The 26,305-nt window shown below is 61.4% G+C and carries 22 protein-coding genes and 1 pseudogene; 15 read left to right on the plus strand and 8 right to left on the minus strand.

Going from position 1 to position 26,305, the window contains the following annotated elements; translation table 11 throughout:
* Nucleotides 1–136 precede the first annotated feature (136 nt).
* The 4 genes from CI807_RS04585 (at nt 137) to CI807_RS04600 (ending at nt 4,720) form a co-directional block, all read left to right on the plus strand.
* Nucleotides 137–1,492, plus strand: a complete 1,356-nt coding sequence (locus CI807_RS04585; protein ID WP_016976024.1) for a pitrilysin family protein — start codon at nt 137–139, stop codon at nt 1,490–1,492.
* Nucleotides 1,485–2,975: a pitrilysin family protein gene (locus tag CI807_RS04590; RefSeq protein WP_095013884.1), complete on the plus strand. Its 1,491-nt coding sequence runs from the start codon at nt 1,485–1,487 to the stop codon at nt 2,973–2,975. The genes CI807_RS04585 and CI807_RS04590 overlap by 8 nt, the downstream gene beginning before the upstream one ends.
* The gene (gene rsmD, locus CI807_RS04595; protein WP_095013885.1) at nt 2,975–3,595 is read left to right on the plus strand and encodes a 16S rRNA (guanine(966)-N(2))-methyltransferase RsmD; all 621 of its coding nucleotides are present in this window, start codon (nt 2,975–2,977) and stop codon (nt 3,593–3,595) included. Before CI807_RS04590 ends, rsmD begins: the two co-directional genes overlap by 1 nt.
* Before the next feature lie 132 nt (nt 3,596–3,727).
* Nucleotides 3,728–4,720: a hydrolase gene (locus tag CI807_RS04600; protein WP_095013886.1), complete on the plus strand. Its 993-nt coding sequence runs from the start codon at nt 3,728–3,730 to the stop codon at nt 4,718–4,720.
* Here CI807_RS04600 and CI807_RS04605 read toward each other — a convergent pair.
* Both CI807_RS04605 and CI807_RS04610 read right to left on the minus strand, forming a co-directional pair.
* The gene (locus CI807_RS04605; RefSeq protein WP_095013887.1) at nt 4,707–5,561 is read right to left on the minus strand and encodes a sulfurtransferase; all 855 of its coding nucleotides are present in this window, start codon (nt 5,559–5,561) and stop codon (nt 4,707–4,709) included. The genes CI807_RS04600 and CI807_RS04605 overlap by 14 nt on opposite strands.
* Before the next feature lie 34 nt (nt 5,562–5,595).
* Nucleotides 5,596–6,267, minus strand: coding sequence for a TetR/AcrR family transcriptional regulator (locus tag CI807_RS04610; protein ID WP_016976019.1), 672 nt, complete (start codon nt 6,265–6,267; stop codon nt 5,596–5,598).
* 144 nt (nt 6,268–6,411) lie between these two features.
* Between CI807_RS04610 and CI807_RS04615 the strand changes: the two genes are divergently transcribed.
* The 5 genes from CI807_RS04615 (at nt 6,412) to CI807_RS04635 (ending at nt 11,231) form a co-directional block, all read left to right on the plus strand.
* Nucleotides 6,412–7,839: a coniferyl aldehyde dehydrogenase gene (locus CI807_RS04615; protein WP_016976018.1), complete on the plus strand. Its 1,428-nt coding sequence runs from the start codon at nt 6,412–6,414 to the stop codon at nt 7,837–7,839.
* Between the two features lie 28 nt (nt 7,840–7,867).
* Nucleotides 7,868–8,413 carry a twin-arginine translocation pathway signal protein gene (locus CI807_RS04620; RefSeq protein WP_095013888.1) on the plus strand — a complete coding sequence of 182 codons (546 nt, stop codon included), beginning with the start codon at nt 7,868–7,870 and terminating at the stop codon, nt 8,411–8,413.
* Between the two features lie 106 nt (nt 8,414–8,519).
* Nucleotides 8,520–10,115, plus strand: a complete 1,596-nt coding sequence (locus tag CI807_RS04625) for a GMC family oxidoreductase (protein WP_095013889.1) — start codon at nt 8,520–8,522, stop codon at nt 10,113–10,115.
* A 103-nt stretch (nt 10,116–10,218) separates the two neighbouring features.
* Nucleotides 10,219–10,698, plus strand: coding sequence for a pantetheine-phosphate adenylyltransferase (gene coaD / locus CI807_RS04630; protein WP_003176711.1), 480 nt, complete (start codon nt 10,219–10,221; stop codon nt 10,696–10,698).
* Nucleotides 10,699–10,979: 281 nt separating this feature from the next.
* Nucleotides 10,980–11,231: a YfhL family 4Fe-4S dicluster ferredoxin gene (locus CI807_RS04635; protein ID WP_017139475.1), complete on the plus strand. Its 252-nt coding sequence runs from the start codon at nt 10,980–10,982 to the stop codon at nt 11,229–11,231.
* Here CI807_RS04635 and mutM read toward each other — a convergent pair.
* On the minus strand, nt 11,228–12,040 hold the full coding sequence (gene mutM, locus CI807_RS04640) for a bifunctional DNA-formamidopyrimidine glycosylase/DNA-(apurinic or apyrimidinic site) lyase (RefSeq protein ID WP_016976014.1): 813 nt from the start codon (nt 12,038–12,040) through the stop codon (nt 11,228–11,230). The two genes, CI807_RS04635 and mutM, sit on opposite strands and share 4 nt — an antisense overlap.
* Nucleotides 12,041–12,061: 21 nt before the next feature.
* On the minus strand, nt 12,062–12,874 hold the full coding sequence (locus CI807_RS04645; RefSeq protein WP_177002757.1) for an HDOD domain-containing protein: 813 nt from the start codon (nt 12,872–12,874) through the stop codon (nt 12,062–12,064).
* Nucleotides 12,875–13,061: 187 nt separating this feature from the next.
* On the opposite strand from CI807_RS04645, the gene CI807_RS04650 reads away from it, so the two are divergent.
* The 4 genes from CI807_RS04650 to CI807_RS04665 all read left to right on the plus strand — a co-directional run bounded on the left by CI807_RS04650 (nt 13,062) and on the right by CI807_RS04665 (nt 19,174).
* Nucleotides 13,062–14,258 (plus strand): class I SAM-dependent rRNA methyltransferase, encoded by a 1,197-nt coding sequence (locus CI807_RS04650; RefSeq protein WP_003195152.1) that lies wholly within the window; start codon nt 13,062–13,064, stop codon nt 14,256–14,258.
* Nucleotides 14,259–14,383: 125 nt separating this feature from the next.
* Nucleotides 14,384–15,574 carry an MFS transporter gene (locus CI807_RS04655; RefSeq protein WP_095013890.1) on the plus strand — a complete coding sequence of 397 codons (1,191 nt, stop codon included), beginning with the start codon at nt 14,384–14,386 and terminating at the stop codon, nt 15,572–15,574.
* A gap of 226 nt (nt 15,575–15,800) precedes the next feature.
* Nucleotides 15,801–17,642 carry a dihydroxy-acid dehydratase gene (ilvD, locus tag CI807_RS04660; RefSeq protein ID WP_016976011.1) on the plus strand — a complete coding sequence of 614 codons (1,842 nt, stop codon included), beginning with the start codon at nt 15,801–15,803 and terminating at the stop codon, nt 17,640–17,642.
* Nucleotides 17,643–17,764: 122 nt separating this feature from the next.
* Nucleotides 17,765–19,174 carry a surface-adhesin E family protein gene (locus tag CI807_RS04665; protein ID WP_095013891.1) on the plus strand — a complete coding sequence of 470 codons (1,410 nt, stop codon included), beginning with the start codon at nt 17,765–17,767 and terminating at the stop codon, nt 19,172–19,174.
* A 73-nt stretch (nt 19,175–19,247) separates the two neighbouring features.
* Here the strand turns inward: CI807_RS04665 and CI807_RS04670 are convergent, their stop codons facing one another.
* From CI807_RS04670 to CI807_RS04685, 4 genes are all read right to left on the minus strand, one after another.
* Entirely contained in the window at nt 19,248–21,695 is a 2,448-nt protein-coding gene (locus CI807_RS04670; RefSeq protein WP_095013892.1) for a TonB-dependent siderophore receptor, read from the minus strand.
* A gap of 132 nt (nt 21,696–21,827) precedes the next feature.
* On the minus strand, nt 21,828–22,775 hold the full coding sequence (locus CI807_RS04675; protein ID WP_095013893.1) for a FecR family protein: 948 nt from the start codon (nt 22,773–22,775) through the stop codon (nt 21,828–21,830).
* Complete coding sequence (locus CI807_RS04680; RefSeq protein WP_016976006.1) at nt 22,772–23,305, minus strand: RNA polymerase sigma factor; 534 nt, start codon at nt 23,303–23,305, stop codon at nt 22,772–22,774. Before CI807_RS04680 ends, CI807_RS04675 begins: the two co-directional genes overlap by 4 nt.
* Before the next feature lie 191 nt (nt 23,306–23,496).
* The gene (locus CI807_RS04685) at nt 23,497–24,555 is read right to left on the minus strand and encodes a hypothetical protein (protein WP_028618332.1); all 1,059 of its coding nucleotides are present in this window, start codon (nt 24,553–24,555) and stop codon (nt 23,497–23,499) included.
* A gap of 241 nt (nt 24,556–24,796) precedes the next feature.
* Between CI807_RS04685 and CI807_RS04690 the strand changes: the two genes are divergently transcribed.
* Complete coding sequence (locus CI807_RS04690) at nt 24,797–26,188, plus strand: L-cystine transporter (protein ID WP_028618333.1); 1,392 nt, start codon at nt 24,797–24,799, stop codon at nt 26,186–26,188.
* A 4-nt stretch (nt 26,189–26,192) separates the two neighbouring features.
* Nucleotides 26,193–26,305: pseudogene (locus tag CI807_RS31670) on the plus strand (outer membrane lipoprotein carrier protein LolA); the annotation flags it as partial.

Here is a 26,305-nt window from a genome sequence, read left to right on the forward strand (position 1 = left end):
CGCAACATTTTGAAGGCCAAAATAGGGCCTCAACAAGACAGCCGCAGTGGCCGTCACTCAGTCGGATCAGTATCCTAGCACCTCCTCGCCCGCCGACGCTAAGACCAAGCGGGCAGCCCAACAGGTTTAAAAACGAATGAATGCTCTAGCCCGCCGCGCCGCAGGCCTGCTGTTCAGCACAGTTTGTCTGCCTCTTTCAGCCTTGGCTGCCGACCCACAACCCACCCATGAATTCACCCTGGATAACGGCCTGAAGGTGGTCGTACGCGAAGATCATCGCGCGCCTGTGGTGGTTTCCCAGGTTTGGTACAAGGTCGGTTCGAGCTACGAAACCCCGGGCCAGACCGGTTTGTCCCACGCCCTGGAACATATGATGTTCAAGGGCAGCGCCAAAGTCGGCCCCGGCGAAGCCTCGCTGATCCTGCGCGACCTGGGCGCCGAAGAGAACGCCTTCACCAGCGACGATTACACCGCCTACTACCAAGTACTGGCCCGTGATCGCCTGGGCGTCGCCTTCGAGCTGGAAGCCGACCGCATGGCCAGCCTGCGCCTGCCGGCCGACGAATTCAGCCGCGAAATCGAGGTTATCAAAGAGGAGCGCCGCCTGCGCACCGACGATAACCCGATGTCCAAGGCCTACGAGCGCTTCAAGGCCATGGCCTTCCCCGCCAGCGGCTACCACACGCCGACCATCGGCTGGATGGCCGACCTGGACCGCATGAAGGTCGAAGAGCTGCGCCACTGGTACCAATCCTGGTACGTGCCGAACAATGCCACCTTGGTGGTGGTCGGCGACGTCACCCCGGACGAAGTGAAAAACCTGGCCCAGCGCTACTTTGGCCCTATTCCCAAGCGTGACGTGCCACCGGCCAAGATCCCGATGGAACTGGCCGAACCCGGCGAGCGCCTGTTGACCATGAAAGTGCAGACCCAACTGCCGAGCGTGATCCTGGGCTTCAACGTGCCCGGCCTGGCCACCGCCGAAGACAAACGCTCGGTGCAGGCCCTGCGCCTGATCTCGGCGTTGCTGGACGGCGGCTACAGTGCACGGATCTCGGAACAGTTGGAGCGAGGTGAAGAGCTGGTCTCTGCCGCCTCCACCAACTACGACGCCTACACCCGTGGCGACACCCTGTTCATGCTGACCGCCACCCCCAACCAGCAGAAGAAAAAGACCGTCGCCCAAGCCGAAGCCGGCCTGTGGCGCCTGCTGGAAGAGCTGAAGGCCAAGCCGCCGACCGCCGAAGAACTGGAACGTATCCGCGCCCAGGTCATTGCCGGCCTGGTCTACCAGCGTGATTCCATCACCAGCCAGGCCACAGCCATTGGCTCCCTGGAGACCGTGGGCCTGTCCTGGAAACTGATGGACACGGAACTGGCCGACCTGCAAAGCGTGACCCCGGACGATATCCAGAAAGCCGCGCGCACCTATTTCACCCGCGAACGTCTCAGCGTCGCCCATGTCTTGCCTCTGGAGACCGCTCATGAGTGATCGCAAAAGCAGCCGCCTGATCTTCCCCAGCCTGATCGTTGTCACGCTGATCGCCGCCAGTGCCGTGTATTTCCTGCGCCCGAGTGACTCCGTCGCCAGCCCGGCACTGGAAAAAGCCCAGTCGAGCAACAAGCTGCAATCCCTGGCAGAGCTGGATGACAAGGCACCGACCAACCGCAAGCTCGACGTACAAACCTGGAACACCGCCGAAGGCGCCAAGGTGCTGTTCGTCGAGGCCCATGAACTGCCGATGTTCGACGTGCGCATCCTGTTCGCCGCCGGCAGCAGCCAGGACGGCAATGTGCCGGGCCTGGCGTTGATGACCAACGCCATGCTCAACGAAGGCGTACCAGGCAAGGATGTAAGCCAGATCGCCCGTGACTTCGAGGGCCTGGGCGCAGACTTTGGCAATGGCGCCTACCGCGACATGGCGCTGGTGTCCCTGCGCAGCCTCAGCGACAGCGATAAACGCGACGCCGCCCTGAGCCTGTTTGACCAGGTGATCGGCAAGCCCACCTTCCCAGCCGACTCCCTGGCGCGGATCAAGAACCAGATCCTCGCCGGCTTCGAGTACCAGAAGCAGAACCCAGGCAAGCTGGCGAGTCTGGAGCTGTTCAAGCGCTTGTACGGCGATCACCCTTACGCACACCCGAGCGAAGGCACGCCAGAAAGCGTTCCGAAGATTACCCTGGCGCAGTTGCAGGCATTCCACGCCAAAGGCTATGCGGCCGGCAACGCGGTGATCGCGGTGGTGGGCGACCTGACCCGCGCCGAGGCCGAAGCCATGACCGGCAAGATTTCCGCCTCGCTGCCTAAAGGCCCGGCCTTGCCGAAAATCGCCCAACCGACCGAACCCAAGCCAGGCTTGAACCGCATCGAATTCCCGTCCAAGCAGACGCACCTGTTGTTCGCGCAACTGGGCATCGACCGCGCAGACCCGGACTATGCAGCCCTGTCCCTGGGTAACCAGATCCTCGGCGGCGGTGGTTTTGGCACCCGACTGATGAGCGAAGTGCGTGAAAAACGCGGCCTCACCTATGGCGTGTACTCCGGTTTCTCGCCCATGCAGGTGCGCGGCCCGTTCATGATCCAGCTGCAGACCCGCGCCGAAATGAGCGGCGGCACCCTGCGCCTAGTGGAAGACGTGGTGAAGGACTACCTCGACAACGGCCCGACGCAAAAAGAACTGGATGACGCCAAGCGTGAGCTGGCTGGCAGCTTCCCACTGTCCACCGCGAGCAACGCCGATATCGTCGGGCAGCTGGGTGCGATGGGTTTCTACAACCTGCCGCTGACCTATCTGGAAGATTTCATGAAACAATCCCAGGCCCTGACCGTAGAGCAGGTCAAGGCTGCCATGAACAAACACTTGAGCGCCGACAAGATGGTCATCGTGACCGCCGGCCCGACGATTGCGCAAAAGCCACTACCGCCCCCCACTGACAAACCCGCCGAGCAGCCGCTCGGGGTTCCGGAGCATTAATGGCCAGTTCATCTCGCCCGAAAAAACCTGTCCACAACGTGCATAACGGTGTGGGCCAGCTGCGCATCATTGGCGGCGAATGGCGCAGCCGCAAGCTGAGCTTCCCTGACGTGGTCGGCCTGCGCCCGACGCCGGACCGCGTGCGTGAAACCCTGTTCAACTGGCTCGCGCCGTACATCGCGGGCGCCAAGGTGCTGGACCCGTTCGCCGGCAGTGGCGCGCTGTTCCTGGAGTCGCTGTCCCGTGGCGCTGCCCTGGGCCAGGCGCTGGACGCCAGCAACGTGGCGGTCTCCAGCCTCAAGGAACACCTGGGCACCCTGCGCTGCACCACCGGCCAGGTCCAGACCGCCGACGCCCTGCGCTACCTGGAAACCCAGCCGGCCAGCCAGTTCGACGTGGTGTTCCTCGACCCTCCGTTCAACCAGAACCTGCTGCCGACCGTGTGCACGCTGCTGGAAGAACGCCAGTGGCTGGCACCGGATGCGTGGATCTACACTGAGAGCGAGACCGCGCCTTCGACACTGGGCCTGCCGGCAGGCTGGCGCCTGCACCGGGAACAGAAGTCCGGGCGGGTGTATTACGCGTTGTGGCATCGTACTGCACACACTGACTCACTGTAGGAGCGGGCTTGCCCGCGAAGATCGACAACGATCACGCTGGCATCCTGAATGAACGCGGCGCCCTTACGTTTTTCGCGAGCAAGCTCGCTCCTACAGGGGGTTTGGGCAGCCCCGTCCGGCATAGAGCATTTCATGACGCCTTCTTCCGATCTGTTCACCCCCGCCTTCGGCCTCGGCAACCCCCACCTGCAAACACTGTGGGGGCCGTTGTGGCGTTCCACCACCCACATCGACCGCCAACGCGAGCGCCTGTGGCTGGACGACGGCGACTTCCTCGACCTCGACTGGCACGGCCCCCACGACGCGCAAGCGCCGTTGGTGCTGGTGCTGCACGGCCTGACCGGCTCATCCAACTCGCCCTACGTGGCCGGCCTGCAAAAAGCCCTGGCTGCGCAAGGCTGGGCCAGCGTCGCGCTGAATTGGCGTGGTTGCTCGGGGGAACCGAACTTGTTGGCGCGCAGCTATCACTCGGGTGCCAGCGAAGACCTGGCGGCGGCGATTACCCATCTGCGCGCCAAGCGGCCGTTGGCGCCGCTGTATGCAGTGGGTTATTCGCTGGGCGGCAATGTGCTGCTCAAGCATTTGGGTGAAACCGGCGCGGCATCGGGACTGCAAGGCGCTGCGGCGGTGTCGGTGCCGTTTCGCCTGGACCAATGTGCGGACCGCATCGGCCTGGGCTTCTCGCGGGTGTATCAGAGGCATTTCATGCGTGAGATGCTGGCGTATATCCGCGTCAAACAGAGCCGCTTTCTACAGGATGGCCGGGCAGACGGGCTCAAAACCCTGGAAGCCTTGGGCTCACTGGAGAAGATGCGTACGTTCTGGGATTTCGATGGCCGGGTGACTGCGCCGCTCCATGGGTTTCTGAGTGCCGAGGACTATTACCGCCGCGCGTCGAGCCGTTATTACCTGGGCGATATCCGCACGCCCACCCTGATCATTCAGGCTGCCGATGACCCGTTTGTGTTCGCCCACAGCCTGCCTGAGGCGAGCGAATTGTCGGCATGCACGGAGTTTGAGCTGCTGGCCAAGGGTGGGCATGTGGGGTTTGTCGACGGCACACTCAAGCGCCCCGGGTATTACCTGGAGCGCCGTATTCCTGACTGGCTGCTCAGTCGCCGGTAGCGATTGCCCGCGCTGGATCGGTAATCCACTCGCTCCACGACCCCGCATACAACTTGCCCAACGGATAACCCGCCAGGCTCAAGGCGAACAGATTGTGGCAGGCCGTCACGCCGGAACCGCAATACGCCACCAGCTCATCCGGCGAGCGGCCTTGCAGTTGGGCGGCGAAACGCTGCTTGAGCTGTTCAGCCGGAAGGAAGCGGCCATCGGCGCCAAGGTTTTCGTTGAAGGCCGCACATTGCGCGCCAGGGATGTGCCCGGCGATCGGGTCGATCGGCTCCACTTCGCCGCGAAAACGTGGTTGAGCGCGGGCGTCGATCAGGGTCAGACCCGGCTGGCCCAGGCGTTTTTGCAGGTGCTCAGCGTCCAGCAGCAGACGGTTGTCCGGCGTACCGGCGAAGCTCCCAGGCTCAACCAGCGGCGCGTCCAGGCTCAACGGGAAACCGGCGGCATGCCAAGCTTTGAGGCCGCCATCCAGGATAAACACGCCGTCGCGCTTGCCCAGCCAGGTCAGCAGCCACCAGGCGCGGGCGGCATAGGCACCGGGGCCGTCGTCATACAGCACGATATCGGTATCTGCGCTGATGCCCCAGGCCCGCAACTGCTGAACCAAAGTGTCCGCCGCCGGCAATGGGTGACGGCCGGTGACGCCTTTGGTCACCGGGCCACTGAGGTGTCGCTCCAGGTCGGCGTATTGCGCGCCTTCGATATGCCCTTCGGCATAGCTGCAACGCCCGTAGTCCGGGTCTTCCAAGGCAAAACGGCAATCCAGGATCACCACCCCGCCGGCCTTCAGGCGCTCGGCCAGTTGTTGGGGGCTGATCAGTTGGGCAAGCGGCATGACGGACTCCTAGTGAACAGATTCGGGAAAGGTCCTACTTCACTTCTTCCAATGCCTGATTCAACGGCACGTAAAATTCCTTGAACAAGGCATCTACCGCCTCTTTGGCCTGGGGCGTGACAAACCCCGCCTCCAGCACCAGCACCTGATACACCCCGCGCTTGATCGCCTCGGCGCTCAAATGGGCAGAGTTTTCATTGGTGGTGCACAGGAAACGCACCCACGAGGTGAGGATGATCCAGGCGTTGAGGGTCAGGGCTTCGGTTTGCACCGGGTCCATATTGAGGATGCCGGCGTCGACAAACCCTTGGTAAATAGCCCCGCCCTGGGTCAGGCAGCGCTGGGAAAAGCGCCGATATCCGGTGGCCAGTTCCGGATCGCTTTCCAGCAGGTGTTCGAGGTCGCGGTGCAGGAAACGGTAGCGCCACATGCCGGCCAGCACGGCCTGCAGGTAGAAACGCTTGTCTTCGACAGTAACGGCGCGGCCTTGGGGCGGGCGCAGGAAACTGTCCACCAGCGCTTCATATTCGCGAAACAGCACGGCGATGATCGCCTGCTTGTTGGGGAAGTGGTAGTACAGGTTGCCCGGCGAAATTTCCATATGGGCGGCGATGTGGTTGGTGCTCACACTGCGCTCGCCCTGCTGGTTAAAAAGCTCCAGGCTGGTTTGCACAATGCGCTCGCTGGTCTTTACTCGTGGTGCCATAGGGGATCAGCTTCTGTACACGTGATGGGGCATCTTACGGCCTAATCTTGCAGGGATAAATCCGCATCTACGTAATGATATTTGACAATTTAGAGCAATGACTCTAAAAATCCAGGCAGACCTATAACAATCGGGAACGCCGCCATGTCTGCCAACGTTGCCTATCTGCAAGATTCCCAAGTGCTGGATCAGCTCCAGGACCTGTTCGACACCCAGCGCCGTGCCTACGCCGCCAACCCGATGCCGCCGGCCGCACAGCGCCAGCAATGGCTCAAGGCCCTGCGTGACCTGCTCAGCGATGAGCGCCAGGCGCTGATCAACGCGATCAGCCAGGACTTCAGTCATCGCAGCGCCGATGAAACCCTGTTCGCCGAACTGATGCCCAGCCTGCATGGCATTCATTACGCCAGCAAACACCTCAAAGGCTGGATGAAACCTTCCCGCCGTGCCGTAGGCATTGCCTTCCAGCCCGCGTCAGCCAAAGTCATTTATCAACCCTTGGGCGTGGTCGGCGTGATCGTGCCCTGGAATTACCCGCTGTACCTGGCCATCGGCCCGCTGGTCGGCGCGTTGGCGGCGGGCAATCGGGTGATGCTCAAGCTCAGCGAGTCCACCCCCGCCACCGGCGAGTTGCTCAAGGCACTGCTGGCGAAGATCTTCCCCGAGGACCTGGTGTGCGTGGTGCTGGGTGAGGCCGAAGTCGGCATGGCCTTCTCCAAGCTGCCCTTCGACCACCTGCTGTTTACCGGCGCCACCAGCATTGGCAAGCACGTGATGCGTGCGGCGGCCGAACACCTCACGCCGGTCACCCTGGAATTGGGTGGCAAGTCGCCGGCCATTGTGTCCGCCGATGTGCCGCTCAAGGACGCCGCCGAACGCATCGCCTTCGGCAAAGCGCTGAACGCTGGGCAAACCTGCGTGGCACCGGATTACGTGTTGGTGCCGGAAGATCGCGTCGAGGGTTTCGTGGAGGCCTACACCCAGGCCGTTCGCGGGTTCTATCCGACCCTGGTCGACAACCCGGACTACACGGCCATCATCAACGAACGACAACTTGCCCGGCTCAACGCCTACGTCAAGGACGCCACCGACAAAGGCGCCACCCTGATTCCGCTGTACGACCAAGGCCAGGCGCGGCGCATGGCCCATAGCCTTTTGCTGAATGTCAGCGACGACATGACAGTGATGCAGGACGAAATCTTCGGCCCGGTGCTGCCGATCGTGCCCTATCGCGGCATCGACCAAGCCTTTGCCTACATCAACCAACGCCCTCGCCCACTGGCCCTGTATTACTTCGGCTACAACAAGGGCGAGCAGGATCGTGTGCTCCACGAAACCCATTCCGGCGGCGTCTGCCTGAACGACACCTTGCTGCATGTGGCCCAGGACGACATGCCGTTCGGCGGCATCGGCCCGTCGGGCATGGGCCATTACCACGGCCACGAGGGCTTCCTCACCTTCAGCAAAGCCAAAGGCGTGCTGGTGAAACAGCGCCTGAACGCGGCGAAGTTGATCTATCCGCCTTACGGCAAATCGATCCAGAAGTTGATCCAGAAGCTGTTCGTCCGCTGAAACCGCCACCCACGGGATAACAATAACAATGAACCCTAGCCTGACTGAAACACCCGCGCTGTCGCGGCGCGGCGTCCTGAAAATCGGCCTGTGTGCCAGCGCCTTCCTGGCTACCGCCGGGCTGGGCGCCAGCCTCAGCGGTTGCTCTAGTAGCACGCCGGCCAGCGGTTTCGTGATGTTGCGTAGCAGTGATCTGCCGTTCCTGCGCGCCGTGATCCCGGTGTTGCTGGAAGGTGTCGCCAGTGCTCAGGCAGTTGCCAGCGGCGTTGAAGACACCCTCAAGAAACTCGACTTCAGCCTGCAACGCCTGTCGCCGGAGATGTTCAAGCTCACCCAGCAACTGTTCGACGTGCTGGGCATGGCCATCACCCGTGGCCCGCTGACCGGGATCTGGGGCAGTTGGGAAAACGCCAGCAGCGAGCAAATCCGCAACTTTCTGCACCGCTGGGAAAACAGCTACCTCAACCTGCTGCGCATGGGCCAGGGCTCGCTGCTCAAGCTGGTGATCATGGCCTGGTACTTCCAGCCGGCGTCCTGGGCCCATTGCGGCTACCCCGGCCCTCCAAAAATCTGACGTTCCTTGTAGGAGCCGGCTTGCCGGCGATAGCGTCCTCAAGACCGCCATCGCCGGCAAGCCGGCTCCTACAGGGGGTTAAACACAACAATAAGAGTGCCTGTTTATGCCCGTACCCGACCTGTTCCGCGACGGCATGGCCCGTGGCTGGAAAACCCACAATGGCGCCGCCCTCGACAACGACCTGACCCTGGAAGCCGATGTGGCGATCATCGGCAGCGGTGCCGGTGGCGGCACCACCGCCGAAATCCTCAGCGCCGCCGGCTACAAAGTACTGCTGATCGAAGAAGGCCCGCTCAAGACCAGCAGCGACTTCAAGCTGTTGGAAGACGAGGCCTACACCAGCCTGTATCAGGAGGGCATCGGCCGCATGAGCAAGGATGGCGCGATCACCATCCTGCAGGGCCGTGCAGTGGGCGGCACGACGCTGATCAACTGGACGTCGAGCTTCCGTACGCCGGACGCCACCCTCAGCCACTGGGCCAGCGAATACGCGGTGAAGGGCCACAGCAGCGCCGAAATGGCACCATGGTTCGAAAAGATGGAGCAGCGCCTGGGCATCGCGCCCTGGGCCCTGCCGCCCAATCCCAATAACGACGTGATCCGCAAAGGCTGCGAAAAGCTCGGTTATAGCTGGCACGTGATCCCACGCAATGTGCGCGGCTGCTTCAACCTGGGGTATTGCGGCATGGGTTGCCCGGTCAATGCCAAGCAGTCGATGTTGGTAACCACAATTCCGTCCACCCTGGAAAAGGGCGGCGAACTGCTCTACCTGGCCCGCGCCGAACGCCTGATCTACAGCGGCGACACGATCAGCAGCCTGGAATGCGTGGCCATGGATAACCTGTGCGTGACGCCGACTGGCCGCAAAATCACCGTGAAGGCCAAGCACTATGTGCTCTCCGGCGGCGGCATCAACAGCCCGGCGTTGTTGATGCGCTCGGATGCACCCGACCCGCACAAGCGCCTCGGCAAACGCACCTTCCTGCACCTGGTGAATTTTTCCGCCGGGTTGTTCGACGAGGTGATCAACCCGTTCTACGGCGCGCCGCAGTCAATCTACTCCGACCATTTCCAGTGGCAGGATGGCACCACTGGCAAAATGTCTTACAAGCTGGAGGCACCGCCCTTACATCCTGCGCTAGCCAGTACGTTGCTCGGTGGTTATGGCACTCAGAACGCCTTGGACATGAGCCAATTGCCCAATACCCATGCGATGCTGGCGCTGCTGCGCGATGGTTTCCACCCCGACAGCCCGGGCGGCAGCGTGGAACTGCGCGGTGACGGCACGCCGGTGCTCGACTACCAGGTATCGGATTACGCCTGGGATGGATTGCGCCGTGCGTTCCACAGCATGGCCGAGATCCAGTTCGCCGCGGGCGCGAAGTCGGTCAAGCCGCTGCATCACGATGCGCGCTACGTGAAAACACTGGGCGAAGCCCGAACGATGATCGAGGAGCTCAACCTGGAATTGCACCGCACCTGTCTGGGCAGCGCCCATGTGATGGGCGGTTGTGCCATGGGGGAGGATCCGAAAAATGCAGTGGCCGACAGCCTCGGTCGCCACCACCAATTGCGCAACCTGTCGATCCACGATGGGTCTTTATTCCCCACCAGCATTGGGGCCAACCCACAATTATCGGTGTACGGTTTAACTGCCCAACTGGCGACAGCTTTGGCCGAACGTCTGAAAACGGCATGAAAAAACGCGCGATTAGCGGTATGTATCTACATAAGTCGACTTGGCCGACCGGGATGGCTGCGATACCATCCGGTTCCCCAACGGACTCCGCCAGGACGACGCGATGAACCGAGTGTTGTACCCAGGAACCTTCGACCCGATTACCAAAGGCCATGGCGATCTGGTCGAACGTGCCTCACGCTTGTTCGACCATGTGATCATCGCGGTCGCAGCCAGCCCCAAGAAAAACCCGCTGTTTCCCCTGGAACAGCGCGTGGAGCTGGCGCGTGAGGTCACCAAGCACCTGCCCAACGTGGAAGTGGTGGGCTTTTCCACGCTGCTGGCGCATTTCGCCAAAGAACAGAACGCCAATGTGTTCCTGCGCGGCCTGCGTGCGGTGTCGGACTTCGAATACGAATTCCAGTTGGCCAACATGAACCGCCAACTGGCGCCGGACGTGGAAAGCCTGTTCCTCACGCCGTCGGAACGTTATTCGTTCATTTCCTCGACGTTGGTCCGTGAAATCGCCGCTTTGGGCGGGGATATCACCAAGTTCGTGCATCCGGCCGTGGCGGATGCGCTGACCCTGCGTTTCAAGAAGTAATCTTGCTGAAGGGCTTTCTGTGGCGAGCGGGCTTGCCCCGCGTTGGGCTGCGAGCAGCCCCAAAACCCGGCGATGAGGTTTCTGCCTGAAACTACGTGGTGCCTTTACTGGGGCCGCTTCGCAGCCCAACGCGGGGTAAGCCCGCTCGCCACAAGTTACCTGCGACGGATAAATGGCGGCTGGCCATAGGTCATGTGCACTCGCACTGCGGGCGCCAATGCGGCACAATTGCGCGCATTAGTTTTCAGATGCCTTGGCTGATAGCCCTGGCAGGAGTTTCCATGTCCCTGATCATCACCGACGATTGCATCAACTGCGACGTCTGCGAACCCGAGTGCCCGAACGCCGCGATTTCCCAGGGCGAAGAGATCTACGTGATCGACCCCAACCTGTGCACCCAGTGCGTCGGCCACTACGACGAGCCTCAGTGCCAGCAAGTGTGCCCGGTGGATTGCATCCCGCTGGATGAAGCGCATCCGGAGACGGAAGAGCAGTTGATGGCCAAGTACCGGTTGATTACCGGTAAAGCCTAAGACTGGCACTTGGGGCAAAACACGCTCGCGCGCTGCCCCAGCACCACATTGCGCAATTCGCTCCCGCAGACCTTGCACGCCTCGCCGCCCCGGCCATAGACGAACAATTCCTGCTGGAAATACCCTGGTTGCCCGTCGCCGCCGATAAAGTCGCGCAGCGTGGTGCCGCCGCGCTCGATGGCAGCCGCCAGCACGCGTTTGATCTCGATCGCCAGCTTCAAGTAACGCGCCCGCGAAATGCCGCCCGCCTCGCGACGCGGGTCGATCCCCGCCGCAAACAGCGCTTCCGTCGCGTAGATATTGCCCACGCCCACCACCACCGCGTTGTCCATGATGAACGGTTTCACCGCCATCGAACGGCCACGGGACAACTGGAACAAGCGCTCGCCATCAAACAGGTCAGTCAGCGGCTCGGGCCCCAGGCGGATCAGCAGCTCGTGGTTGTGCGGGTCCTGGCTCCAGAGCATCGCGCCGAAACGTCGGGGGTCGGTGTAACGCAGGGCCAGGCCCGACTCCAACTCGATATCCACATGCTCATGCTTGGCCGCCGGCATGCCGACTTCCACCAGGCGCAAGTTGCCCGACATGCCCAGGTGGCTGATCAAGGTGCCCACTTCGGCATTGATCAGCAGGTACTTGGCCCGCCGTTCCACCAGCACGATGCGCTGCCCGGACAGGCGCACATCGAGGTCTTCCGGGATCGGCCAGCGCAGGCGCCGCTCACGCACCACCACGCGGCTGACCCGCTGGCCTTCCAGGTGTGGCGCGATGCCGCGCCGGGTGGTTTCGACTTCGGGTAACTCGGGCATGTGTACCTCTTGAAGAAAGGGTCAGTGGGCGCCCAGCTCGCGGATCGACAACTTCATGCTTTCGAAGTCGTAGTCCGACAGGCCCACGTAGTCCAGCACCAGATGGCCGATGGCATTCCACTCATGGTCCACCGCCTGGTTGCCCAGCACGCGATAGGACGAGCAGATGTGCTCGGCCATCTTCAGGATCGCCAGCAGGTTTTTCAGCTGCGAATTGCGCGACGACTCATCGCTGAACACCGCCAGGGCGTTGTGGTGGTTGGCGATGGCGTCGGTCACGTGCTCCGGCAGACGCCAGGATTTGGCGGTGTAGTAACCGACCACGGCGTGGTTGGTGTTGAACGCGTTGTTCTCGGTGTCGACCACGCGGCAGTCGGGGCCGGCATTGGCATAAGCCTGCTCCAGCACCGACATGTAGTTGGGGAAACGCTTGAGCATCAGCGGCACGCCGCAATCGTGGAACAGGCCCAAGGCATAGGCTTCGTCCACCGCCTGGGCGCCGGTACGCTTGGCCAGGGTGAGGCAGGTCATCGCCACATCCTGGGCGGTGTCCCAGAAGCGGTTGAGGGTGACGATGGTGTCGTCGCTCATTTCGCCCTTGATCGACAGCGCGTTGATCAGGTTGATGATCGAACGGCTGCCCAGCAGGTTCACCGCGCGCTGGATCGAGGCGATCTTGTTGCTCAGGCCGAAATACGACGAGTTGACGATCTTCAGCAATGCGCCGGAAAGACCCGGGTCTTGGGCGATCAACCGTGCGATCACTTCCAGGTCCGGATCGGGCATGTACTGCTCCATCTGCAAATCCACCATGATTTGCGGTTGGGGCGGCACGCTGATGCCTTGCAGGGCCTGCTGGATCTGTTCGGAGGAAAGCTCTTGGGACATAAGTACACACTCTGGGCTAGGCGGGGATTCTAACCCTTATCCGCCGCGTGCCGACACCTTCCCGCACATCCGGCTACCCGGCCATTTCCTACACAACAAGGTATACTCCCGCTCTTTTTTCCGGAGCGACGTCATGTCCCTGCCAAGCCTGCGTCTCAAAGCCAACGCCGATCGTCGTTTGCGCAACGGCCACCTGTGGGTCTACAGCAACGAAATCGACGTGGCTGCCACCCCACTCCACGGCTTCCAGGCAGGCGACCAGGCTATCCTGGAAGCGGCCGGCGGCAAGACCCTGGGCATCGTGGCCATGAGCCCGAACAACCTGATTTGCGCCCGCCTGCTTTCGCGCGACATCAAGTTGCCGCTGGACAAGTCGCTGCTGGTACACCGCCTGAACGTCGCCCTGTCCCTGCGTGATCGCCTGTTCGACAAGCCGTTCTACCGCCTGGTCTACGGTGATTCCGACCTGTTGCCAGGCCTGGTGGTCGACCGTTTCGGCGACATCCTGGTGGTGCAGATCGCCTCGGCGACCATGGAAGCGCATAAAGAAGACGTGATTGCTGCACTGACCCAAGTGCTCAAGCCAAGCGGCATCCTGTTCAAGAACGACTCCGCCGCGCGCGACGCCGAAGGCCTCAACCGCTACGTCGAAACCGTGTTCGGCCTGGTGCCGGAGTGGGTTGCGCTGGAAGAAAACGGCGTGAAATTCGAAGCCCCGGTGATCCAGGGCCAGAAAACCGGCTGGTTCTACGACCACCGCATGAACCGCGCACGCCTGGCCCCGTATGCCAAAGGCAAGCGCGTGCTCGACCTGTACAGCTACATCGGCGGCTGGGGCGTGCAAGCTGCGGCCTTCGGCGCCAGCGAAGTGTTCTGCGTCGACGCCTCCGCCTTCGCCCTCGACGGCGTGGAGCGCAATGCCGCACTGAACGGTTTTGCCGAGAAAATGACCTGCATCGAAGGCGACGTGTTTGAAGCCTTGAAAGAACTGAAAGCCAGCGAAGAGCGCTTCGACGTGATCGTCGCCGACCCACCGGCCTTCATCAAGCGCAAGAAAGACATGAAAAACGGCGAAGGCGCCTATCGCCGCCTGAACGAACAGGCCATGCGTCTGCTCAGCAAGGACGGCATCCTGGTCAGCGCGTCGTGCTCCATGCACTTGCCGGAAGATGACCTGCAGAACATCCTGCTGACCAGCGCACGTCATTTGGATCGCAATATCCAGATGCTGGAGCGTGGCGGTCAGGGTCCGGATCATCCGGTGCACCCGGCGATTGCCGAGACCCGTTACATCAAAAGCATTACTTGCCGGTTGCTGCCAAACAGCTGATGCCGTTGGCCTGTAGGCGCTTTAGGGCTCCTACAGGCTTTTAAGAAGCTTCGTACCTCTCCAGTCTTTGACTTTCCCTTACATAAACTTGATCCTCGACCGCCTCACGGAATCGAGGCTCGCCCATGTCAACGGAAATCACACACGCTGAAAAACCCTTCATTGTTTTCTGGCTGATGACCATGACGCTGTTGAGCGTCTTCCCGCTTGACGTCGTGCTGCCTTCCTTTCCCGCCCTGGCGGAACACTTCTCCACCTCAACCACCCAGATCGCCCGCTCAGTCAGTCTGTTCGCCATTGGCTTTTCCTGCTCCATGCTGTTGATCGGCCCACTGTCCGACAGAATCGGCCGCAAGAAGCTGCTGCTGGCCAGCATGGCCGTTGCAATCATGGGCGCGGCCGGGTGTCTGACGGCCAAAAACACGCCTCAATTCCTGTTCTTTCGCGTCATTCAAGCCATAGGCTGTGGTGGTTTCATACTGTCCCAAGCGCTGGTGCAAGACCTTTTCTTCGGCAGAGAACAGGAGCGGCTGCGGATCGCAATGGTCACGGCCGGGGGCATCTTCATTTCGATTTCCCCGCTGATGGGCGCCTGGCTGCAACTGCACGGAGGCTGGCAAGCCAGCTTCTATGTGTTTATAGCGCTTTGTGCAGTCACCTTGATCATGGCTCATCGACTGCTCCACGGCGGTGTGCCTCAAGCGGCACCGAGCCACCAGAGCTTGTTCAAGGCCTACGCCAAGGTCTTCGCCAACCGCCACTTCGCCAGCTATGCCACGATCTCCGCGATTACCTTCTCCTGCCACTTCTCGTTCATCGTGGTGTCACCGCTGATTTTCATGGACCAGCTGCAGCTGTCGCCCCATGAATACTCCTTGACCCTGCTTCTCTACGGCGCCGCTTACGTATTGGGTGGCGTCAGTGCAGGCTTCCTGCACAAACGGCTCCCGGCTGCGACCCAGATGGCCATCGGGCTGGTGCTGATCGCAATCTCGGGCGTGGTCATGCTGTTCCTGGCCTATCAGTTCGGCCTATCAACACTGACCGTGCTGATGCCCATGCTGCTCTGCACCGCAGGCACCACCATCACCCGACCTATTGCCAACTCCAAGGCCATGAGCTTGTTTCCAGACAACGCTGGTACGGCGGCTTCAGCCGTTGCTGCGGAGTTATTCATTGCCGGTGGTCTTATCAGTGCCTTCATCAGCACCTTTGCCCACCACCTGAGCACGGCGCTGGGTCTGTGCTTTCTGATCCTGAGCATCATCGCCTTGGTCTTGAACACATGGGCGCGGCGCCACCCGCACGTCCCGTAGCGGTTATCTTCACGGTTTCGGCCATTCCCTCCAGCCGCCAGCGGTGTAGAATCGGCCCTATTCATCGCCAGTCATCCCCCGGCGGGTTTATGAGCTCGAGGCCCAAGCAAGCGGCGATCCCGCGACGCGAGTGGCAACTTCCGGACACACGGCCATTTTTCGGGTGTTCCAGACGTCAATAGAAGCTCACTCCCCTTTGATACCGATTAGCCGCCCGGAGTGCTCCATGCCAGATTACCGCTCGAAAACATCCACCCACGGCCGCAACATGGCCGGCGCGCGCGCACTGTGGCGTGCCACGGGGATGAAAGATGACGACTTCAAGAAGCCGATCATCGCGATTGCCAACTCGTTCACCCAATTCGTACCGGGCCACGTCCACCTCAAGGACCTGGGCCAACTGGTCGCCCGCGAGATCGAACGCGCTGGCGGTGTCGCCAAGGAATTCAACACCATTGCCGTGGATGACGGCATCGCCATGGGCCATGACGGCATGCTGTATTCCCTGCCGAGCCGCGAGATCATCGCCGACTCCGTGGAATACATGGTCAACGCCCACTGCGCCGACGCCATCGTCTGCATCTCGAACTGCGACAAGATCACCCCCGGTATGCTGATGGCGTCCCTGCGCCTGAACATCCCGGTGATCTTCGTTTCCGGCGGCCCGATGGAAGCCGGCAAGACCAAGCTCGCCTCCCACGGCCTCGACCTGGTCGACGCCATGGTCATCGCCGCCGATTCCAGCGCTTCTGACGAGAAGGTCGCGGAATACGAGCGCAGCGCCTGCCCGACCTGTGGTTCGTGCTCCGGCATGTTCACCGCCAACTCGATGAACTGCCTGGTGGAAGCCCTGGGCCTGGCCTTGCCGGGCAACGGTTCCACCCTCGCCACCCACAGCGACCGTGAACAACTGTTCCTGCAGGCCGGCCGTACCATCGTCGAGCTGTGCAAGCGCTACTACCACGACAACGATGAGTCGGTGTTGCCGCGCAACATCGCCAACTTCAAGGCGTTCGAAAACGCCATGACCCTGGACATCGCCATGGGCGGTTCCACCAACACCATCCTGCACTTGCTGGCCGCGGCCCAGGAAGCCGAGATCGATTTCGACCTGCGCGACATCGACCGCCTGTCCCGCCACGTGCCGCAACTGTGCAAAGTCGCACCGAACATCCAGAAGTACCACATGGAAGACGTGCACCGCGCCGGCGGGATCTTCTCGATCCTCGGCTCGCTGGCCCGTGGCGGCCTGCTGCACACCGACCTGCCGACCGTGCACAGCAAATCCATCGCCGAAGGCATCGCCAAGTGGGACATCACCCAGACGGACGACGAAGCCGTGCACACCTTCTTCAAGGCAGGCCCGGCCGGCATCCCGACGCAAACCGCGTTCAGCCAGTCGACCCGCTGGGACACCCTGGACGACGACCGTGAAAACGGCTGCATCCGCAGTGTCGAGCACGCCTACTCGCAAGAAGGCGGCCTGGCCGTGCTGTACGGCAACATCGCCCTCGACGGCTGCGTGGTGAAAACCGCCGGTGTGGATGAATCCATCCACGTCTTCGAAGGCCGCGCCAAGATCTACGAAAGCCAGGACAGTTCGGTTCGCGGCATCCTCGCCGACGAAGTGAAGGAAGGCGACATCGTGATCATCCGCTACGAAGGCCCGAAAGGCGGCCCGGGCATGCAGGAGATGCTGTACCCGACGTCCTACCTGAAATCCAAGGGCCTGGGCAAAGCCTGCGCCCTGCTGACCGACGGCCGTTTCTCTGGCGGTACGTCGGGCTTGTCCATCGGCCACGCTTCGCCAGAAGCCGCTGCCGGCGGCGCGATTGGCCTGGTGCAGGACGGCGACAAGGTGCTGATCGACATTCCGAACCGTTCGATCAACCTGTTGATCAGCGATGAAGAACTGGCGGCACGCCGGGTTGAGCAGGACAAGAAGGGTTGGAAGCCGGTGGAAAAGCGTCCGCGCAAAGTGACCACCGCGTTGAAGGCTTATGCCCTGCTGGCCACCAGTGCCGACAAGGGTGCTGTGCGTAACAAGGCGATGCTTGACGGCCTGTAAGCTGCGCTCATAAAAATGCCCCGCCAAGTGCGGGGCATTTTTTTGCCTGGCGTTCTGACGCTGTAGTTTTTCATACGCCGGCCGATAACAGGCGCAACTGTATTCTCAAGGAACTTACCCGCATGGATGCCCGCTCTATCGCTCTACACCCGGCTGCATGGGCGCTTTCCCTATTGGCGTTGGCCGGTTGCAGCTCGCTGCAAAAGCCTCAGGTGGACCCAGGCCTGGCACTCTTCAACGAAGCCATGACACTGCCGGCGCTCGACTACACCATCCTGCGCAACGGCGACAGGGTCGCGTACTCCGTCGATTTGCAGCAAAACCCGATCTCTGTGCAGTTCGACGCCTATTGCACACAAGGCCCTGGAAGAATGTTCTACCCCACGCGCTCGGGCCTGCGGGCATTTACTCCCTCACCGGCAGCAGGCTTCGACCTGCCGACGGTACAGGCCCAACAACTGCAGCAAAGCGCTCAATTGCAGAGCGTATGCAAGGCACGCCCCGTCCCCGACTGGCGGATGCTGCAAACCTCTGCCGATCAGGGCTGGCTGCTGATCGACCGTAACAGCGTGCAGCGCCAAGGCAGTCAGATATCCGCCTGGGCCGCCCAGGATTACCTGCACTATCAGGTCGCCAAGAATGCATCGTTGTTTACTCAACGGCAGGAGCGGCTGACGCTCGATTGCACACAACGCACCATTACGTTGGTGAGCCAGTTCAACCTTGATGAAACGCGCCAGATGATCAACGGCGAAATCCGTCGACAATTCAAGCCGCAAGCCTTGGATCAAGCTTCCGGCGAACATGCCCAGCTCTTCAAGGCTCTGTGCCAGGCGCCGGTGGAGCTGACCCATTTACCCGTTTTCAAGGCGCGCCAGCCATTGCCACCCGTTGCCAGCGCAACCAATGCCAACCCGGCCGTGTTGGCGGCCATCCGAGCGCTCGGCCTGCCTGCGCCAACCCGAACCCTGAGCGAGCTGGCGTATGACTATGACGCCGTGCTCTTCAACAACACCCGAGTGGGCGACCAGACCAAACAGGCATTTATCAGTGTCGACAACGCATCCGGCCAGACGCTGGTACAAACGCGCGACTCGGCACTCGGCTTTAACCAGGAGCTGACCTTCCAAGGCCTGTTTGATCTGGACAGCCAAGGTCTCGACCGCAAAACCGGCAGTGACAAGGTGAAGACCCGCCTCTTGGTTGGCCTGAGCTTTCAAGGCGATTGGCGTAACTTGCCCCTCGCCAGTGAGGTGAGCTACACCCAGACATGGTCAAAATCCGTCAACCCCGATGGCAGTCCTTCGTCAGAGACCAGTGAACCAAGAACCGTGACCTGCAAGGTCGCTCGGGAAATCCCGGCTGCCACCCTGACCCCGGACCTGAAGGGGCAAGCTCAGGTACTCGACTGCGTTCAGATGAAAGGTTGGACTTATCAGGCAGCCTATCTGAGCGACTATGGGCTGTTCATCAAATTGCGTGAGAACGCGTTGGTTGCGCAATGGAACTGGCATCTGAAATCGGTGAAGTGACGCGCGATAGGTGGGTTGTTTGAGCCTATGAAAATGCCCCGCCACGTGCGGGGCATTTTTATTCCGGTTGCACTCAGAACTGCGGCGTGTAGGTCATGGTGAACATCACATTGCGCGGGTCGCCATAGTAGTTGCTGCCCCAGTTCGCGTTGTAAGCCGGGATGTAGTACTTCTTGTCGAACATATTGTTCAGGTTCGCCGCGACGGTGAATTCCTGGTTGATCTTGTAGGCCACCCGCGAATCCCAGAGTGCATTGCCCGGCACGCTGAAGGTGCGATCGTAGGCGACGGTGCTGCTTTGCGCCGTCACGCCAGCGCCGACGCTGACCTTCTGCCAGTCCCCTGGCAATTGGTAATCGCCCCAAACCTTGAGCAGGTGCTTGGGCGTCCAGGTGCTGAAGACCTTGCCTTCGTAGGTGTCGTCCTTGAGGAACTTGGTGGTGTTGTAGGTATAGCTGGAGACCAGTTGCAGACCCGGCAGCACTTCACCGCCCAATGTGGCTTCAAAGCCCTGGCTGCGGACCTTGCCCGACGCCACCGAGCAGTACCAACCATTGCAGTTCATCGGCCCTTGCAGGTCCTGGACCGCACGGTTTTCCTGGTCATAGCGGAAGATCGCAAACGAGGTGTTGAGGCGGCCATCGGCCAGTTCACCCTTGATGCCCAGCTCGTAGTTCTTGCCCTCGATAGGCTTGAGCAGCGAGCCGGAGGTGGTCAGGTTGGTTTGCGGCTCGAACGCATCGGCGTAGCTGGCGTAGGCCGACCATTGATCGTTCAGGGCATAGACCAGGCCAGCATACGGGGTGACCTTGCCGGATGTTTGCGTGGTGCTATCCTCGGCGGCGCCGTATACGCCCTGGCGACCAGCCTGACCGATGTAGGAGTACTCGTACCAACTGGTGCGCGCGCCGAGGATCAGCGTCAGCGGGTCCAGCACCTTGACGCGCCAGGTGCCGTAGATGCCTTTCTGGCGAATGTCATACCAGCTCTTCGAGGCGTTCCCGGCCTGAAACAACTGGTATTTGTCGCGCTGCACACGGTTGTGGTCGATGTTGAAAATATCCGCGCCATTCGTTGCCGCCCGCGCCCACTGGTCGTCGGTGGTGAGTTTGGAATAGTTGGCGCCAAGGACCATTTCCTGTTGGAACCCCAGGCCGTCGAACTTGCCGTTGACATACACATCCGCGCCGCGACTTTTGGTATTGAAGTCGGTCACCCAGTCGATGTAGCGCACATTGCCCGTGTCTCCGGGGTTGGGGACGGTATCCCACGTCGCCTGGTAGGTCGCGTCGTTGTGTTCGTCCATTGCCACCAGCGCAGCCTTCACTTTCCAGTCATCGTTGAAACGATGCTCCAGGTCGGCGAACACCTGAGTCTGGTTGTTGACGGCACGGTTCCAGCTGGCGCCGACAAAGGTCGAACGTGGCAGGCCGATATCGCTGCCATTGGCGTAGCGGGGCAACGACATGAAGTTGGGGCGTGAGTGGCCTTTCTGGTTGCTGATGCCCACGCCCACGGTAGTGTCTGGCGTGAAGTCGTAGTCGACGGCGCCATAGACGGTCTGGTTCCAGCCGCCCGCGTAGTCGACGAAGGAGTTGGTGGTGTCGTAATCCGCCACAAACCGGCCGCGCAACGTGCCTTCAGGATTGAGCGGGCCACCGGCGTCCACTTGAGTGCCGTAATGGTCCCAGGAGCCGGCCTTGGCGGTGACGGTTACCGTCGGCGCCAACTGGCCGCGTTTGCGCACCAGATTCATGGTGCCGCCCGGGCTGTTCGCGCCTTGCAGCAAGGCGGCCGGGCCGCGCAGGGTTTCAACGCGATCATAGATCGCCATGTTTTCCGTGAGGTAGCTGCCCAGCGTGTAGGTGTTACGCGGGATACCTACGCCATCGTATTGCAGGGTGCCTATTTCAAAGCCACGGGAGAAGATGAACATGCCAGGGCCGGGAGATTTGGTCGCCGTCAGCCCGGGCGTGCGCTTGACCACTTCGGAGAGTTTGGTGGTGTTCTGGTCGTCCATCTGCTTGCGGGTCATAACGCTGACCGATTGCGGGATGTCCTTGAGTTTCTGCTCGCCCTTGCCCAGGGTCACAGCGCCCGTGGTGTAGGACCCCGTACCTTCGGTGGTGGTGCCCAGGCGTTCGGCGCTGATGGTGGTGGCACCGACTTCAAGGGCGCCGCCTGTGTCCACGCGCTTTTCCAGAGTGACGGTATCCGCGTTGATAAACGCTGCGCTCAACCCCGTGCCGCCCAGCAGTTGGCCCAAGGCTTCACGTTGCCCCCAGTTGCCCTTCACGCCCGGTGACACAACACCTTGAGTCAACTCCCCCGACACCAACACCTGCACCCGTGTCACCGCCGAAAACGCTGCCAGCGCACCGTCCAGGCTTTGCCCCGGAATATCAAAACGGTAGGTCTGTGCCTGAGTGGTCTCAGCGGCCTGCAAGTACAGCGGTGCAGTGCCGCAGGCCATGGAAATGGCCAGTGCCAGCAAAGGCCGTGCGGCGTATCGGTGTGCCATGGATGGTGCTCCCCGGTGCAAAAAAGTCGGTGATCGGCGCCGCACTACTTGAGAGTGCTTACTATTTACGCCTCAGTGATCAAGGACGATGGCTTGCGGAGAAACCCTGAAACTATTTTGAAAAAGTTGTCGTCAGGACGCTTTGCCTTCACGCAACACCAGCAAATACGGGGTGTAGTGCTCGGCCTGCAGGTTGAGGGTGTATTCCAGCGCCTTGATCACGGCGTCGGGTTTGTCGATCTCGAACACGCCGGACACCACGCGATTGCGCAGCGCATCGCCCAGCACCAGGGTTTTGCCGGGCCAGTAGCGATTCAACTCGCTGACCACTTCCGACAGGGGCTGCTGGCGGAACACCAGTTGCCGTTGGCGCCAGGCGAAACCGCTGGCTGGGTCGAAGCCATGTACCTCTGCGAGGTGCTGGTCCTGATACTCCACCGCCCGGCCTGGCTCCAGGAAGACCGGATCACCACTGCCCGCACTGACCTGCACCTTGCCCTGCGCCACCTGCACCCGCGTCTGCGCATCACGGCGCGCCACGCTGAATTGGGTGCCGACCACCTTCACCCAGCCATCGCCGGACTGCACCACGAAAGGCCGCGCCGGGTCCTTGGTCACGCTGAAAAACCCCTCACCACGCAGCAGACGAATCTGACGTTCACCGCCGCTCATGCGCACTTGAATCGCGCTGTCAGTGTTGAGTTGCAACTGGGAGCCGTCGGCCAGTTCGACAGTGCGCGATTCGCCGGTGCGGGTGGCGTAGTCCGCGCGCAGGCGGTCGAGCCAGGGGGTGTTTTGCACGGTCAGGCCCACTGCCAGCAATATGGCAGCGGCATATGCCCAACGGCGCGCAGGTTGACGCCAGGCAGCCTGTTCGGCGCGGCGGAGCACCCGCGCCGGTTCACGCAAACCGCCGAGCATGGCCTGCACTTCCTGCCAAGCGTCATCCTGTGGCTGGCCCTGCCCAAGCCAGGCGGCAAACGCATCCATTTCGCAGGCCGTGACATCTTCGGCCTGCAGGCGGAAATACCAGCCGGCGGCTTCTTCGAACAGCTCGTCGGCAGAGGGTGTGGCGGTCATGACCGACGTCCTTGTGTGTCGCTGGCGAGCCGCGTCTTGATGTAGGCGCGGCATTCAATCAAGGCGCGACGCAGTTGGTATTCCACACTGCGCGGGGTGATCGACAGGCGTTCGCCAATCTCGCGGTAGGAAAGTTCGTCGACATGATAGAGCAGGAAGATCTGCCGAGTCGCCTCGGGCAACGCCAGGATAGCGTCCTGCATCAGTTGCTCCTGCTGATAGGCGGCCAATTGCTCATCGGCACCTGGGTTGGTGCACGGCAGTTCTTCGCTGGGCTCGCCGGCGTCCAGGCGCTCGCGGCGGATGGCCTGGCGCTGGTGATCGCGTACCAGGTTACTGGCGATGGTGAAGAGGAACGCGGGGAGGTTGTCGATCTTCTCGCCGGAATCCAGGCGGGCCAGGCGCAGGAACGATTCCTGAGTCAGGTCGGCGGCCACCTGGGCACTGCCGGTGCGGCGGGTGACGAAGGCTTCGAGGGCTTTCTTCTGCTCCGCGAACAGGCGCGCGATCTGCGAATTCCAGGAGGACACAGCACTACCTTGAGAAGAACGGAGGGTTCAGGAAGTGCGCACGCTAGCAGAGGATGAGATTGGTTCGCAATTGATATCTATTTTGTCGACCTCTGTAGGAGCCGGCTTGCCGGCGATGACGGCCTTGAGTCTTGCATTGATCTCACTGACGCCATCGCCGGCAAGCCGGGCTCCTACAAGGTTGCGTCGGGCTACTGGATTTCGTCAGGCTTGACGATCACCCAGTTCTTGTCCGCCGTCACCGGCAACCCTTCCTTGGCCTGCGCCGCCGCGTGCTTGGCGATCATGCCGTTCAGCTGGGTCATGTACTTGTCCTTGCGGTTGATCCACAGGTGGATGCCGCCCTTGGCCACGTCCACATCGTGGAACAGCATGTAGCCATCGCTGGTCGGCGTGTCACCACCTACCAACACCGGTTTTTTCCACTCGTCGATGTAGGTGAGGATTGCCGCGTGCTTGCCCGCCATCCAAGTCGCCGGGGTCCACAGGTAAGGGGTGAGTTCCAGGCCGAGGTTGGCCTTCTCGTCATATTTGCCGGCGGTGATCTGTTTGCGCGCAGTGGTCAGTTCGCCGGTCTTGCGGTCCTTGAGCAGGGTGGTCACGCCGATGACGTTCTCGGGTTTGACGTTGTAGCCGTACTTCGGATCGGCGGCGACCATGCGCACCAGTTCTTCCGAGGCGGCGGTCATCACATACACCTCGATGCCGTTTTCCATCAGCTTGTTGTACAGCTCGGCCTGGCCGGTGAAGACTTTGGGCGGTTGCACCTCGGACTTCTTCACCACGTCGCCTTCAAAATAGCTGACGGGCACGGGCTTGCCGGAAGCCATCAGCTCATCGACCTGCACTTTGAGTTCCTTGAGGGTGAACCCCGAAAACACCTGGGCGACCCACGGGTAGCAGACCATGTCGTCCACTTCGCAGAGGCGATAGTAGTAACTGAACAGACTTTCCTTATGGTCGGCGGTGTCTTTGAACGGCATCAGCTTGAGCGAAGGATCAAGGCTGTCGCGGGTGATCAGGCCTTTGTTTTCCATGTAGGGCAGCAGGGATTCTTCGAGGTCGTAGCGGTAACTGGTGTTGTCCATGTCGAACACCGCGAAGTTACCCTTGTTGGCGTTGGCGGCGATCATTTCGTTTAGTTGCTTGGCGGCCGGGGCTGGCCAGTGTTTCAACTCGGTGGCGGCCATGGTTTGGCCGGCAAGGCCAAGGCACAGCGCGGCGGCAAACAATCTCGAAGCGAGCTTCATATGCGTTTTCTCCCTGAGTGAAAGACACCGACGCTAACAAATCCCTGTGACAGTTACCGCCCGAGCGCGACCGCTTGCGTCGTGATCGCGCCAACGGCATGTGCCTGAGCGTCAAACGCTTATTCCAAAAACGACAGTCACCATTCCATATCGGTATTAAATCAATATATTTCAAGCTGTTAGGCTTTCCGGTTCGCAATCGCAGGCTCACGCGATTGGCTGCCTTTTCAACGGAGCTTCAATGAATCTGCCCCTGATTCTCAACTTACTGGTGTTCGTGGCCCTGTTGCTGGGCCTGGCACAAACCCGTCGCACTAACTGGAGCCTCGCCAAGAAGGTGTTGTTCGCCCTCGTGCTTGGCGTGGTGTTCGGCACCGTTCTGCACACGATCTATGGCGACGGCAACCCGGTGCTCAAAGCCTCCATCGGCTGGTTCGACCTGGTCGGCAACGGCTATGTGCAACTGCTGCAAATGATCGTGATTCCGCTGGTGTTCGCCTCGATCCTCAGCGCCGTGGCGCGCCTGCACAACGCCTCGTCGTTGGGCAAGATCAGCTTCCTGACCATCGGCACGCTGCTGTTCACCACGGCGATTGCGGCGCTGATCGGTATCGGCCTGACCAACCTGTTCGGCCTCACCGCCGAGGGCCTGGTGGCCGGCACCCAGGAAATGGCGCGCCTGCAAGTGATCCAGAGTGATTACGCAGGCAAGGTCGCCGACCTGAATATCCCGCAACTGCTGCTGTCGTTCGTGCCGGCCAACCCGTTTGCCGACCTGGCCCGGGCCAAGCCGACCTCGATCATCAGCGTGGTGATTTTCGCCGCCTTCCTGGGGGTTGCCGCGCTGCAACTGCTCAAGGATGACGTGGAAAAAGGCCAGAAAGTCCTCAACGCCATCGACACCCTGCAAGCCTGGGTGATGCGCCTCGTGCGGCTGGTGATGAAGCTCACGCCCTACGGCGTATTGGCGCTGATGACCAAGGTGGTGGCCGGTTCCAACCTGCAGGACATCATCAAGCTTGGCAGTTTTGTCGTGGTGTCGTACCTGGCGCTGGGCCTGATGTTCGTGGTGCACGGCCTGCTGCTGTCCCTGGCCGGGATCAACCCGTTGCGTTTCTTCCGCAAAGTGTGGCCGGTGCTGACCTTTGCCTTCACCAGCCGCTCCAGCGCAGCGGCGATCCCGCTGAGCATTGAAGCGCAGACCCGTCGCCTGGGCATCCCACAGTCCATCGCCGGTTTCGCTGCCTCGTTTGGCGCGACTATTGGCCAGAACGGTTGCGCGGGGCTTTACCCGGCGATGTTGGCCGTGATGGTGGCGCCGACTGTGGGCATCAACCCGCTGGACCCGCTGTGGATCGCGACCCTAGTGGCGATTGTGACCCTGAGTTCGGCTGGCGTTGCCGGCGTGGGCGGCGGTGCGACGTTCGCCGCGCTGATCGTGCTGCCGGCGATGGGCTTGCCGGTGTCACTGGTGGCGCTGCTGATTTCCGTAGAGCCGCTGATCGACATGGGCCGTACGGCGTTGAACGTGAATGGTTCGATGACGGCGGGCGCGATTACCAGCCAGGTCATGGGGCAGACGGATAAGGCGTTGTTGAATGCGGACGAGCATGCGGAACTAGCGCAGGCATAAAGGCATATCACCTGTAGGAGCGAGCTTGCTCGCGAAGAACGTCAACGATGACGCGAGCATTCTGAATGAACGCGGCGCCTTCAAGTTCTTCGCGAGCAAGCTCGCTCCTACAGTCAG

It is taken from the genome of Pseudomonas sp. NS1(2017), assembly GCF_002269425.1.
Lineage (GTDB): Bacteria > Pseudomonadota > Gammaproteobacteria > Pseudomonadales > Pseudomonadaceae > Aquipseudomonas > Aquipseudomonas reactans.

Coding starts and splice junctions, on each gene's coding strand:
- CI807_RS04690 (WP_028618333.1), top strand. CDS start 24,797: ATGAATCTGCCCCTGATTCTCAACTTACTGGTGTTCGTGGCCCTGTTG.
- CI807_RS04685 (WP_028618332.1), bottom strand. CDS start 24,555: ATGAAGCTCGCTTCGAGATTGTTTGCCGCCGCGCTGTGCCTTGGCCTT.
- CI807_RS04610 (WP_016976019.1), bottom strand. CDS start 6,267: ATGGCACCACGAGTAAAGACCAGCGAGCGCATTGTGCAAACCAGCCTG.
- CI807_RS04615 (WP_016976018.1), top strand. CDS start 6,412: ATGTCTGCCAACGTTGCCTATCTGCAAGATTCCCAAGTGCTGGATCAG.
- coaD (WP_003176711.1), top strand. CDS start 10,219: ATGAACCGAGTGTTGTACCCAGGAACCTTCGACCCGATTACCAAAGGC.
- CI807_RS04655 (WP_095013890.1), top strand. CDS start 14,384: ATGTCAACGGAAATCACACACGCTGAAAAACCCTTCATTGTTTTCTGG.
- ilvD (WP_016976011.1), top strand. CDS start 15,801: ATGCCAGATTACCGCTCGAAAACATCCACCCACGGCCGCAACATGGCC.
- rsmD (WP_095013885.1), top strand. CDS start 2,975: ATGGCCAGTTCATCTCGCCCGAAAAAACCTGTCCACAACGTGCATAAC.
- CI807_RS04670 (WP_095013892.1), bottom strand. CDS start 21,695: ATGGCACACCGATACGCCGCACGGCCTTTGCTGGCACTGGCCATTTCC.
- CI807_RS04600 (WP_095013886.1), top strand. CDS start 3,728: ATGACGCCTTCTTCCGATCTGTTCACCCCCGCCTTCGGCCTCGGCAAC.
- CI807_RS04590 (WP_095013884.1), top strand. CDS start 1,485: ATGAGTGATCGCAAAAGCAGCCGCCTGATCTTCCCCAGCCTGATCGTT.
- CI807_RS04585 (WP_016976024.1), top strand. CDS start 137: ATGAATGCTCTAGCCCGCCGCGCCGCAGGCCTGCTGTTCAGCACAGTT.
- CI807_RS04620 (WP_095013888.1), top strand. CDS start 7,868: ATGAACCCTAGCCTGACTGAAACACCCGCGCTGTCGCGGCGCGGCGTC.
- CI807_RS04665 (WP_095013891.1), top strand. CDS start 17,765: ATGGATGCCCGCTCTATCGCTCTACACCCGGCTGCATGGGCGCTTTCC.
- CI807_RS04625 (WP_095013889.1), top strand. CDS start 8,520: ATGCCCGTACCCGACCTGTTCCGCGACGGCATGGCCCGTGGCTGGAAA.
- CI807_RS04675 (WP_095013893.1), bottom strand. CDS start 22,775: ATGACCGCCACACCCTCTGCCGACGAGCTGTTCGAAGAAGCCGCCGGC.
- CI807_RS04650 (WP_003195152.1), top strand. CDS start 13,062: ATGTCCCTGCCAAGCCTGCGTCTCAAAGCCAACGCCGATCGTCGTTTG.
- mutM (WP_016976014.1), bottom strand. CDS start 12,040: ATGCCCGAGTTACCCGAAGTCGAAACCACCCGGCGCGGCATCGCGCCA.
- CI807_RS04635 (WP_017139475.1), top strand. CDS start 10,980: ATGTCCCTGATCATCACCGACGATTGCATCAACTGCGACGTCTGCGAA.
- CI807_RS04605 (WP_095013887.1), bottom strand. CDS start 5,561: ATGCCGCTTGCCCAACTGATCAGCCCCCAACAACTGGCCGAGCGCCTG.